Source organism: Larkinella rosea (assembly GCF_003858635.1).
GTDB classification, from domain to species: domain Bacteria; phylum Bacteroidota; class Bacteroidia; order Cytophagales; family Spirosomataceae; genus Larkinella; species Larkinella rosea.
Window position 1 is genome coordinate 1,281,980 of the sequence record NZ_RQJO01000008.1, and the last position, 12,861, is coordinate 1,294,840.

The following is a 12,861-nucleotide window of genomic DNA, read 5'->3' on the forward strand; positions in this document are numbered from 1 at the left end:
ATGAAAGACGCAGGCAGAGTCAGTAATCAGGTGAATAAAAATAACGGTACATATAACCCCCCAAACGGTAGCCAATCGGTGAATTTGCGGTTCGTTTAGTGGAATGTTCCTACGGTTGGGTACTTACGTATATAGAATCGTGCCGGTATTTTATAGAACATAATTATGATCTGCTGAAGCAAATTACAATAATTAAACTGTATAATACAATGATGAAAACCCTAAAATTATTCAAGTGTTTATTTTTGTAATTAAATAGAGGAAAGGATACCAAAAAAAAGAGAGTGAAAAAGGGAAGTTAACGGTCAGGGAATGGAGCTCGTTTAAAGGCTAAAGCCTTAATTATTAACCTATTTTGCTGGTATCCTTTTTAATGAAAAATTGTACTTTTTAAACACAGGCGGATGTCTGGTATTTGACGGTTTCGGCTGCGATACTGGAAAAATGTGTACCTTTAAGGTCGGGTACTGTTAAAATTTTTGCGAACCCAATTTGATTCGGTCTTGGACGAAGACTCTTATGGTCAATCAGGATAAATTACAACAGCTTTCAACGCAGTTAGACGGTGAGCTTTACACCGATTTCACCCAACGTACACTTTATGCCACCGATGCTTCCGCTTACCGTGAAATGCCGCTGGCGGTCGCCATTCCGAAGTCGATCGACGATCTGAAGCGACTCATTGGTTTTGCCCGTGAAAACCGTACTTCGCTCATTCCGAGGACGGCCGGAACCTCGCTGGCCGGGCAGGTTGTGGGCAATGGAATTGTCGTCGATGTGTCCAAGAATTTTACCAAAATACTGGAACTGAACGAGCAGGAACGCTGGGTGCGCGTTCAGCCCGGTGTGGTGCGCGACGAGCTGAATCTTTTCCTGAAACCATACGGTTTGTTTTTTGGGCCGGAAACTTCGACGGCCAATCGGGCCATGATTGGTGGGATGGTTGGGAATAACTCCTGTGGCTCCAACTCGGTGGTGTATCGGTCGACGCGGGAGCATACCCTGTCGGTGAAAGCGCTGCTGGCCGACGGTAGCGAAGCCGAATTTGGCCGTTTGGCGAACACCGATTTTGGCCAGCTGATCAACGATGGGATGCAGAAAAACGGCAGTGCGACGCTGCTGGACAAGATTTACCTGAAAACCAACGAAATCCTGGCCAATCCGGAAAATCAAACCGAGATCCGGCGGCAGTTTCCCAAACGGAGCATCGAACGACGGAATACCGGTTATGCGCTGGACGAACTGCTGGAAACGGAGCCATTTACGGAAGGTGCTGACTCGTTTAATTTCTGTAAACTGATTGCCGGTTCGGAAGGGACGCTCTGTTTTCTGACCGAAATCAAGCTCAATGTCGTGCCGTTGCCTCCCAAAGAACTGGGGCTGGTGTGTGTGCATTTCAACAACGTCGATGAGTCACTACGGGCCAACCTGATTGCGCTGAACTACCAGCCCCGCGCTGTCGAGTTAATCGATCATTATATTCTGGAGTGTACGAAGGACAACATCGAACAACGCAAAAACCGCTTTTTTGTGCAGGGTGATCCGGGTGCGATTCTGGTCGTGGAGTTCGGCGCGGATAACCGGGAAGAAATCGGGCAACGGGCGACGGAAATGGAAGCCGAAATGCGCGCGGCTGGTCTGGGATATCACTTCCCGGTCTTGTTCGGCGAGGATACCAAGAAAATCTGGACGCTGCGGAAAGCCGGTCTGGGCTTACTGGCCAACCTTCCGGGCGACGCCAAAGCCGTGGCGGTTATTGAAGATACGGCCATCGATGTGCACGATTTGCCGGATTACATCCGGGATTTCAATGCGGTTTTGACCAAACATAGCATGTCGGCGGTGCATTACGCTCACGCCGGTTCGGGCGAAATTCACCTGCGCCCGATCATCAATCTGAAAACGAAGGAAGGCCACCGGCAATACCGGCTCATTGCCGAAGAAATTGCGCACCTGGTGAAAAAATACGACGGTTCGCTCTCGGGCGAACACGGTGACGGACGGCTGCGGGGTGAGTTTATTCCGCTGATGGTCGGCCCGAAAAACTACGAATTGATGCGGGAAATCAAGCAAACCTGGGACCCGTACAACATTTTCAATCCCGGCAAAATCGTCGAAACACCGCCGATGGACACGTTTCTGCGGTATGAAGCCGGACAGCAGACGCCCGAGTTCAAGACGTTTTTCCGGTTTCACGACCAGAACGTGTTGCAACATGCCGAACAGTGCAACGGCTCCGGCGACTGCCGCAAAACCGAGTTGTCGGGTGGTACGATGTGTCCCAGCTACATGGCGACCCGCAACGAAAAAGAAACGACGCGGGCGCGGGCCAATATCCTCCGCGAAATGCTGACGCTGTCGCCGAAGGAAAACCGGTTCGACCACAAGGAAATTAAGGAGGTGTACGACCTCTGTCTGGCCTGCAAAGGCTGCAAAGGCGAATGTCCCTCGAACGTCGATGTGGCCAAGTTGAAAATGGAGTTTTTGCAGCATTATCAGGATGCCAACGGCGTACCGGTTCGCAGCCGGCTGATTGCCAATTTTGCGAGTTTGTCGGGTTTGGCATCGTGGGTGCCCTGGGCATACAATGCGGTTTTGGGGACCGAATCGCTCCGCCGGATTGCCAACCGCGTGATCGGTTTTCACCCCGACCGTACCATGCCGCTGCTGCATTCGACGACCTTTCGGAAGTGGGCGAAGGGTGAACAAACTTCTACGCTCTCGGCCAGAAAAGTCTACCTTTTCTGCGATGAATTTACGAACTACAACGATGTAGAGGTCGGCAAAAAGGCGGTTTTGTTGTTGAAAAAGCTCGGTTATGATGTCATTATTCCGGACCATGGTGAGAGTGGGCGGGCGGCTTTGTCGAAAGGGCTATTGCGGCAGGCTAAAAAGCTGGCCGAGAAAAACGTCCGGCTGCTGAAAGACCTGATTACCATCGAAACGCCCCTGGTGGGCATCGAGCCGTCGGCTATTCTGACGTTCCGGGATGAATACCCGGATCTGGTCGATGAGTCGCTGGTGGCCGACGCCCGTCGGATTTCCGAAAGCACGCTGACATTTGAAGAATTCATCGCCCGCGAAATCGACAAGGGAGCCATTCCAAAAACCGCCTTCACGACCGAAAAACGGCTGATCAAACTGCACGGCCACTGCCAGCAGAAAGCAGTTTCGTCGCTGGTGCCGTCGAAAAAAATGCTGTCGTTGCCCGAAAATTATGAAGTGCAGCTGATTCCGTCGGGATGCTGCGGGATGGCCGGATCGTTTGGCTACGAAGCGGAACATTACGACGTTTCGATGAAAATTGGCGAACTGGTGCTGTTTCCGACCGTGCGCAAGCAGGCCGAGGACGTGATTATTGCAGCCGCCGGAACCAGTTGCCGCCACCAGATCAAGGACGGAACCGGTCGGAAGGCCAAACATCCGGCGGAAATCCTTTACGAAGCTTTAGCTATTTGAGCATGAAAAATCGATTGGCCTGGGCGCTGGCGGGTATTTTGCTGCTGATTGGTTCCGGTTTGGCGCTGACCCATAACCTGCCGTGGCGGTATGATGTGACCTTCGGCGACGAAATGACGTACCTCGCTTCGGGCCTGACCTATACGTTTCCGCCCGATCCGTATCTGGCGCAGTGGGGTTCGTTGTATGCAGCCTGGTTGCGGTTTTTGCAGGTTTTTGCGCCCGATACGCTCGATTTGTTTTATCTCAACTGGCGGTTGCTGATCATCCTGACCGGCACTTTGCTGTTTTTATACCTCTACCTGCGAAAATTGGGTTTTGCCGTCAGCCTTTTTTGCGCGCTTTGTTTCCAGTTTTCGGCGCTGAACGTGTTGCTGGATCCCCGGATTTCGGCGTTTACGCTTTGCCTGATGCTCGCAGGATTGTGCGTTATTCAGGCCCGAAACTGGTCGGCGCGGACAGTGCTGTTGCTCACGGCGGTCACGGCACTGGTTTGCGCGTATGTCCGGCCCGAATTCTACGTGTCGATGTTCATTGCGATTGGTCTGGCCGTTGGTACATTCCTGATTCCAAAATTGCGTCGAAACGGGAAAGGTCCGCAGGTGCTGGCGGAGTTTGCGGGCGTTGTGGTGTTGGTGGTGTTGATGCGGTTTTTGTTTGGCAATCCGCTGGCGCAGGACGAGCAGGGCAGCAACCGCAGTTTTCAGGCGTTTGTGCAACACTTCAGCATCAATTACAACACCTGGCATAACCGCCCGATCGACATTCCGATTATTGAACAGTTTCAATTGATTGAGGATGTTTTCGGGCCGGACGTCAAGTCGTTGCGCGATGCGGCCCGGGTTCATCCTGATCTGGTTATCAAGCATTTCTGGACGAATATTGTTAATACGACAAAAGCGGAATTTCGGGTTTTAGGCAGTTTGTTTTTCGAAACTCCGCTGAAAAACCTGAACTCGCCCTACCGGAAGTGGATGCTGGCGGTCTTATTCGCAGTGGTCGTTTTCGGATTTATTGACATTCCGGGAACAATTCGTCAGTTACGTTCGAAACGAATTCGGCTGACCAGCAAGGAATTGGCTTTTCTGATTTTGCTTTTACCTTCATTGGGTTCGGTGGTGCTGGTGTTTCCTCGGACACACTATCTTTATTTTCACGCCGTTGCACTGGTGACGATCGTGGCGTTTCTGTTGGGAACCATTAAACTGCGCGCGGTGCAGTCGCCGGTTTTGCTGGGCGGTTTGGTGAGTCTGATGATGATCTGGGTGGTTTTCCAGACGGTGCAGCAACAGAAGGAATTTCAGCCGACGCCCGTAGCCGACAACATTCGGTTTATTCGCTCGCTGTCGCTTGAGGAGACGGTTTCGACGCTGGAGCGGGAATGGTACCGGGTTTTTCTCTACGGCCCCGGGCAACAACCGCGCTGGATTCAGGTTGAATCGTACCAACAAAATACCGACTTTGGCCGTTTTCTGAACGATCAGAAGGTCAATTTCATTCTGATGACCCGCGACATGCAGCGTTATTTTGCCGCCGACCGCGGTTTTGCGGCATTTCGGCCGGAAGCGGGCGGTTTTCGGCGACTGAAAGCGCCCGAGCCGGGGAGTTATTTGCTGATCCGTCCGGAGTTGTTGTCGAAGGATTCCAGCGTTTCGTGGCTACAGAAGCCTTAGCATGACCACTATTCTGAAAGCCGTTGTCGTTGTTTTGATGGTAGTTACCTGGCTCGTCACCGGTTTATTGCTGGCTTTTTTTACCCCAAGTTTCTGGGGGAAAATTGCCACCGGAGGCATTGGAATAATCATCAATATCATGCTGGCTTTTGCCTACAGTTGCATTGGCCAGCGCCCCGCCAGCTTTCGCGATTGGTTTAAAATGTAACCGCTGACAGGTAGAATACCGGTTTTCGTACGTTCTTATAGCGAGTATCAAGATTCAACTTCATGAATAAACTGCTTTGTTTAATTGGAATTCTTTGTATCATGGCTGAGGTCCGGGCCCAATCCGGTACTTCTTCCAAATACGACGCCCACGAGCTTTTCCATCCGCTTTTCAATATGCAGCCGGGGAACGATTACCGCACGGGCGGAGGCTCACCCGGTCCGCGTTACTGGCAAAACCGGGCTGATTACAAAATCAACGCTCGCCTGGACGATGAGAAAAATGTATTGACCGGCGAGGTCGAAATCACGTATAAGAACAACAGCCCCGAAGCCCTGCCGTTTGTCTGGCTGCAACTCGATCAGAATGCGTTTTCCGATACGTCACGCGCTACGAAAACGACACCGGTACGGGGTGGTCGCTATGGCAACTCCGGTTTTTCCGGCGGTTTTGCGATTCAGTCCGTCACGATCGATGGGAAATCAAAACCTGTGGATTACCTGATTACGGATACGCGGATGCAGGTGCGGCTGGCCGAACCGCTCAAACCCGGTGGTGATGTGATAAAATTAAAAATCGAGTACACATTTAAAATTCCGGCGTATGGTTCTGATCGGATGGGGACTTCGCAATCGCGCAACGGGCTGATTTACGAAATGGCGCAGTGGTATCCGCGGATGTGCGTCTTCGACGACGTTGAAGGCTGGAACGTGTTGCCGTATTTGGGCGCCGGTGAGTTTTACCTGGAATACGGTGATTTTGAATACGCGATCGACGTGCCCTGGAATCACATTGTGGTTGGTTCCGGCGAACTGCTGAACCCGCAGGAGGTGTTGACCGCTGAACAGCAAAAACGGCTGGCGCAGGCCCGTAACAGCGACAAAACCGTATTGCTCCGTTCCCGGGACGAGGTAAACGAACCGCAAAGCCGCCCGAAGCAAACCGGCCGCCTGACGTGGCGGTTTCGTTGCCAGAGCGCCCGCGATGTAGCCTGGGCAACGTCCAAAGCGTTTGTGTGGGATGCCGCCCGGATTAATTTGCCAAGCGGGAAAAAAGCGCTGGCCATGTCGGCGTATCCATCCGAAAGCGCCAGCGACGATTCCTGGAACCGCTCGACGGAATACGTCAAAGGTTGTATTGAATTTTACTCGAATTACCTGTTCGAATACTCGTACCCGGTGGCGACCAATGTGGCCGGGATTGTGGGCGGAATGGAATACCCCGGCATTGTTTTCTGCGACCGGCGCGATCGGAAAGAATCGCTTTGGAACGTTACGGACCACGAATTTGGCCACAACTGGTTTCCGATGCTTGTGGGCAATAACGAACGGAAATATGCCTGGATGGATGAAGGCTTCAATACGTTCATCAACCAGCTTTCGACGGCAAATTTCAACAAGGGCGAGTACAACCGGCCGAAAGGAACGATGCACGATGTGGCGCCGGCTTTATTTAACATCGACGAACCTATTATGACCATCCCTGACGTACTGCAACCGCTGCATCTGGGCGTGATGGGGTATTATAAACCGGGTATGGGCCTGAAACTGCTGCGCGATGTGGTACTCGGTCCGAAGCGGTTTGATTTTGCGTTTAAAACTTACGTTCATCGCTGGGCGTTCAAACACCCGACGCCTTACGACTTTTTTCGAACCATCGAAGATGCTGCCGGAGAGGATTTAGGCTGGTTCTGGCGCGGGTATTTCTTCGAAACCTGGAAACTGGATCAGTCGGTGAAAGACGTGCGGTATGTCGAACAGGACCCGCAGAAAGGATCGGTGATTACCATCGAAAATCTGGAAAAATGGGCGATGCCGGTCACCATTGAAGTGGAAGAAGTAGGCGGCAAAAAAACGCGGGTCAATCTGCCGGTCGAAATCTGGCAGCGGGGCGGCACCTGGAGTTTCAAACAACCGACTACCGCCCCCATTCGGTCGGTGACCATCGATCCGGACGAGCAGATGCCGGACATCAATCCGAAAAACAACGTCTGGAAAAATAGTTCGGCGCCGTCGTCTTCAACGGCGAATTAGGAATGAAGAATTAGGGGTTATGAACGATGAATTAATGCGCTGCAATAGCCAAAATTCAACGTTCATAACCCCTAATCTGACTTTACACTTCCACCAGCATCGCACCAAACGAATAGCCTCCGCCGAAAACCGTCAGGACGATGTTCTGACCCTTTTTGAAAACCGCCCGGTTTTCGGATAACGCAATCGCGCAACCCGCACAACCGGTATTCCCCAATTTCTGAATATTCGAAAGCAATTTCGATTCGGGAAGTTTCAAGGTATTAATCACGTTCAGGCTGATGCGCAGATTGGCCTGGTGCGGAATCAGGTAATCCACGTCGTCGATGGTCAGGTTGTGCTTTTCCAACACCTGCACGCTCACCTTCGGCATGTAGAGGCAGGCATTGATAAACACGTCGCGGCCGTGGGGCATAATAACGCCTTTTTCCAGCGGTTTTAGCATCACACCGGTGGTGGCTTTTCCGCTCGTAGCGGCTCCGCCCGTAATGATGGTGTGGATCGTCATGTCATCGTCACTGATTCGCTCTTTCGAGATGAGCATAGCAGCCGCTCCGTCGCCCCACAAATGCCCCGAAACCGTATCCAGCTCGTTGTTGTAGGCGGTGTTGTGTTCCGAAACCACCACGACGGCCAGCGACGCTTTGTTCATCGCAAAATAGCCTTCTACCACTTCCACGGCGTTGATCAGCGACGAACAGGCCGTCGAAACCGAGACAACCGGGATATCCGCAACGCCCAGATTATGCTGAACGACGTGCGCCAGCGTAACAATGGTATCGTAAGGCGTGTACGTGGCGCCTACAATGAGATCTATTTGAGAGGGTGCAATCGTCGTTTGGTCGAACAGAAGCCGGACGGCTTCCAGCGCCATGGTGTTCGTATTTTCGTCAGGAGCTGCTTTGCGACGCTCCCGAATACCGGTACGTTCGATAATCCAATCGCTCGATAATCCGTTGAGCTTAGTAAAGTGTTCGTTTCCAACTACTTCGCTTGGAAAGTAATGACTAACGGCATGAATATACATCATACAAAATAAAAGAAAGGAAACCGCCTTAGGGATTCCACACCGAAAATTAAGTATTTCCGGGAAAGCGTAGTATTGAAAATTGGAACAATACTACAAAATCTTTCTTTCTTTATTGGTTTTGTGAAAGATTTAGCAACAATATTGTAGATACACGAATTAGTAAACAGAATAATCCGATATCCGGGGTTCGTTTTAATTCAGCAAGTCGACGGTTTGGTCGTAAACTTCCCGTAGCGGAAGGGTAAAATCAAGCGTCTGAATGGTCAGGGAATCGTCAGCTTGCGTGGTTTCCGTTCGTAACGTCCAGAACCCGTTGTCCGGTTTAAACCAGGCCTCCGCCCGAACCTGTTCGGAGTCGATTAGAATGTATTCCTGAAAAGTAGGAATGTTGCGGTATAGCATAAACTTACTTCCACGATCGTAGTCTTTCGTACTGCCGGACAACACTTCAACAATAACCGTCGGATTCAGCAGCGTATCAAAGTTGGAATCAAGCAGTTCCGGTTCTCCACGAACAATGACCAGATCGGGATATGTATACAGGGAGTTTGAGGGAATGTGAAGCCGCATATCGGATGAAAAGGACTGACAGCGTTTCCCTCTTAAATAAGAACCAATTCCAATAGAGAGATTTTCTTTAATCCGATTGTGGTTGCGGGATGCGCCAGCCATCGCGAATATTTCACCTTTGAAATATTCACTCTTGTGGTCCGCTTTGCGTTCCAGTTCCAGATAGAGTTCCGGTGTGTAGTGTGGTTTCGGCTGAGCAGACATGGTGGTTGGTTTATAGTTTAAGGTTTATAGTGGTTGGCACAGGCTTTGGAATGAGTCAGCCACTATAAACCCTAAACTATAAATTATAAACTGTTAATCAATCAACACCGCCTTGCCGCTTTGGACGTCGTTTTCGACAACTTTGTATTTGACATCCCGCTTGATCGTGCCGTCCATGTACTGCACACTGACTTTTTCATTGCGGTTGGCCACTTTGATCACCCGAACGGGAGCCTGTTTTTCCACGGCTGGCTGGTTGGCCATCCGGCGGGCGTATTCCTGCGGACCACCGGCTTCCAGCTCGTCGATATCTTCTTTGTTGGTATGCAGTTCAGGTTGTGGTTCTGGCCGGCGCTGGGCCGGTGCTTGCCGAACTTCCTGCTGAACCTCCTCGGCTTCCTGACCCGGAATGTCGGTTTTCGTCAGGAAACTGATCGTATCGAAATTGACTTTGCTCAAAAACCGCTTGAACAGTTCGACCGACTCGAATTTGTAGACCAGCAAGGGATCTTTCTGTTCAAAAACCGCATTCTGTACCGACTGCTTCAGATCGTCCATTTCGCGCAGGTGTTCTTTCCATTCCTGATCGATGATCGATAGGGAAACGGCTTTTTCCATTTCCGTAATCAACTCGCGGCCTTCGGTTTCGACGGTCCGGCGGAGGTTGTTGACCACCGTCAGTTCGCGCAGACCGTCGGAGAACGGAACGACAATGTCCTGAATGGTTGCACCCCGCTCGGCCAGAATGGATTTTAAAACCGGTCCTGATTTCTCACGAATCGCGTTGTTCTTGTCGTGGTAATGCCGATCGGCTTCTTCGTATAACTTCTGCGCCAGATCTTTCGCTTTCAGTCGGCTGAATTCTTCGCGGCTCATCGAAATCTCAAAACCGAGTGCCGTCAGCGTTTGCAGCGCCAGTTCGTCGTAATTGCCTTCGGCGTTGTTAACCAGATCTTCGCAAACGTCGTACATCGTGTTGGCGATGTCGAGCGCCAGCCGATCGCCGAACAGCGCGTTCCGACGGCGTTTGTAGATGGCTTCCCGCTGGTAGTTCATCACGTCGTCGTATTCCAGCAACCGCTTCCGAATGCCGAAGTTGTTCTCTTCAACTTTCTTCTGCGCCCGTTCGATCGACTTCGTAATCATCGAGTGCTGAATCACTTCGCCTTCTTCCAGACCCATGCGGTCCATCACTTTGGCAATCCGGTCGGAACCGAACAACCGCATCAGGCTGTCTTCCAGCGAAACAAAAAACTGCGTCGTACCCGGATCTCCCTGCCGACCCGACCGACCGCGCAACTGGCGGTCGACGCGCCGGGATTCGTGGCGTTCCGTGCCGACAATGGCCAGACCACCCGCAGCCTTCGACTCGGGCGTCAGCTTGATGTCCGTTCCCCGACCGGCCATGTTCGTCGCAATCGTAACCGTACCCGGTTTTCCGGCTTCGGCCACAATTTCGGCCTCGCGCTGGTGCTGCTTGGCGTTCAGAACCTGGTGCGCAATTTTGCGCAGCGACAACATCCGGCTCAATAACTCCGAGTTTTCAACCGAGGTCGTACCGACCAGCACCGGGCGGCCTTTCTCGACCAGACTGACGATCTCGTCGACCACGGCGTTGTATTTTTCCCGAACCGACCGGTACACTTTATCTTCCTCATCTTTCCGGACAATGCTGCGGTTCGTCGGAATAACAACGACGTCCAGCTTGTAAATCGTCCAGAATTCCGAGGCTTCGGTTTCGGCCGTACCGGTCATCCCGGCCAGCTTGTGATACATCCGGAAGTAGTTTTGCAGCGTCACCGTTGCGTAGGTTTGCGTCGCGTCTTCCACTTTCACGCCTTCCTTGGCTTCCACGGCCTGGTGCAAACCGTCCGACCACCGGCGACCTTCCATGATCCGGCCCGTCTGCTCATCGACAATCTTGATTTTGCCATCCATGATGACGTAATCGACGTTGATTTCGAAGAGACTGTAAGCTTTCAGCAACTGGTTGACGGTATTGATCCGCTGGGTTTTCACCGAATAGTCCCGAATCAGGGCTTCCTTGTGCAGAATCTTCTCCTTCTCGTCCAGTTCCGTGCTTTTTTCAATCCGATTGATGTCGATCGACAAGTCGGGCAGGATAAAGAAGTTTGGATCTTCGCCCGAACCGGTGATGTAGTCGATGCCTTTTTCCGTCAGGTCGATGCTGTTGTGCCGCTCGTCGATCGTGAAATACAACGGTTTGTCGGCTTCGGGCATCAGTTTCTGGTTTTCGGCCAGGTAGATCGACTCGGTTTTTTGCATGATCGCTTTAATACCGGTTTCGCTGAGGTATTTGATCAGCGGTTTGTATTTTGGCAGACCCCGGTGGGCGCGGAACAGCGATAAACCGCCTTCTTTTTCGTCACCGGCGGCAATTTTCTTTTTGGCATCGTTCAAAAGATCCTGCACCAGTTTGCGCTGTACTTCGGCCACCCGCGAAACGCGCGGTTTCAGTTCGGCAAACTCCTGCTCGTCACCACGTGGCACGGGACCGGAAATGATCAGGGGGGTCCGGGCGTCGTCGATCAACACGGAGTCAACCTCATCAACCATTGCGTAATGGTGTTTGCGCTGGACCAGTTCGTCGATCCCCCGCGCCATGTTGTCGCGCAGGTAATCGAAGCCAAATTCGTTGTTGGTTCCGTACGTAATATCGGCCAGATAAGCCTGTTTACGCTGGAAGGAGTTGGGCTGGTGCTTATCGATGCAATCGACGCGCAGACCGTGGAACTCGAATAAAGGCGCCATCCATTCGGAGTCACGTTTAGCGAGGTAATCGTTGACGGTTACGATGTGGACACCGCGTCCGGCCAGGGCGTTTAGATACGCCGGGAACGTAGCTACCAGCGTTTTTCCTTCCCCGGTTGCCATTTCCGAAATCTTGCCCTGGTGAAGCACCGTTCCCCCGATGATCTGCACATCGTAGTGCACCATGTCCCATTTGATCTGGGTTCCGGCGGCATCCCAGCTATTGGCCCAAAATGCCTTGTCGCCGTCGATGGTAATGTGTTTTTTGCGGGAAGCAAACTCCCGGTCGAAGTCAGTGGCGGTTACTTCCAGTTGTTCGTTTTCCTTCAACCGCTTGGCGGTTTCTTTCACAACGGCAAACGCCTGGGGCAGAATATCGAGCAAAACCACTTCCAGTTCCTTATTCCGGTCGGCTTCGAGTTTATCGATCTGGTTGAAGATGCGCTGTTTGGCATCGACGTCCAGGTCGGGTTGATCCGTAACCTGTTGATGAAGATCCGTCAGTTGGGTATCGATGGGTTGCAACCGTTGAGCGATGACCTGCTTCAGTTGCGTCGTCACATTCCGGAGTTCATCGTTCGATAGAGACTGTAATTTCTGAAACTCGGCGTTTACCTTGTCAACGTACGGGAGCAGGTCGCGCATGTCCCGATCTGACTTGGTACCGAAGAGTTTCGTAATGCTCTTGGTTATGAGGTTAATCATTCTGGAAGTCTATTTAATCGAATGTTTCAATAAAGTTCTGCAAAATTAGGGGTTTGCACCATAGAATAGTAACAATTTCTGAATCAGTTTCATTGCGGTGGCTCCGGAGATTTTGGAAAAGCGAGCCGATTTCAGTATAAAGTAGCTTAATCCGTAGATAGACGGCTTTTTGGAGAGGGCCCCTCCTTTATTCCGATTTTGAAAAAC

The 12,861-nt window shown here is 51.7% G+C and carries 7 protein-coding genes; 4 read left to right on the forward strand and 3 right to left on the reverse strand.

Translation table 11 applies throughout. The annotated features are described in order from the left end of the window. The first annotated feature begins 519 nt into the window (after positions 1-519). From EHT25_RS14055 to EHT25_RS14070, 4 genes are all read left to right on the forward strand, one after another. The gene (locus tag EHT25_RS14055; RefSeq protein ID WP_124875487.1) at positions 520-3,459 is read left to right on the forward strand and encodes an FAD-binding and (Fe-S)-binding domain-containing protein; all 2,940 of its coding nucleotides are present in this window, start codon (positions 520-522) and stop codon (positions 3,457-3,459) included. Positions 3,460-3,461: 2 nt separating this feature from the next. Further along, positions 3,462-5,132, forward strand: a complete 1,671-nt coding sequence (locus EHT25_RS14060) for a hypothetical protein (protein WP_124875489.1) — start codon at positions 3,462-3,464, stop codon at positions 5,130-5,132. A gap of 1 nt (position 5,133) precedes the next feature. Then, positions 5,134-5,340: a hypothetical protein gene (locus tag EHT25_RS14065; protein ID WP_124875490.1), complete on the forward strand. Its 207-nt coding sequence runs from the start codon at positions 5,134-5,136 to the stop codon at positions 5,338-5,340. Between the two features lie 101 nt (positions 5,341-5,441). After that, complete coding sequence (locus EHT25_RS14070; RefSeq protein WP_229311534.1) at positions 5,442-7,373, forward strand: M1 family metallopeptidase; 1,932 nt, start codon at positions 5,442-5,444, stop codon at positions 7,371-7,373. An 82-nt stretch (positions 7,374-7,455) separates the two neighbouring features. Here EHT25_RS14070 and EHT25_RS14075 read toward each other — a convergent pair whose 3' ends face one another. The 3 genes from EHT25_RS14075 to secA all read right to left on the reverse strand — a co-directional run bounded on the left by EHT25_RS14075 (position 7,456) and on the right by secA (position 12,654). Next, complete coding sequence (locus EHT25_RS14075) at positions 7,456-8,400, reverse strand: 3-oxoacyl-ACP synthase III family protein (RefSeq protein WP_124876128.1); 945 nt, start codon at positions 8,398-8,400, stop codon at positions 7,456-7,458. Positions 8,401-8,595: 195 nt separating this feature from the next. Next, on the reverse strand, positions 8,596-9,177 hold the full coding sequence (locus EHT25_RS14080) for a Uma2 family endonuclease (RefSeq protein WP_124875491.1): 582 nt from the start codon (positions 9,175-9,177) through the stop codon (positions 8,596-8,598). A gap of 93 nt (positions 9,178-9,270) precedes the next feature. Beyond that, entirely contained in the window at positions 9,271-12,654 is a 3,384-nt protein-coding gene (secA, locus tag EHT25_RS14085; protein ID WP_124875492.1) for a preprotein translocase subunit SecA, read from the reverse strand. Positions 12,655-12,861: the final 207 nt, after the last annotated feature.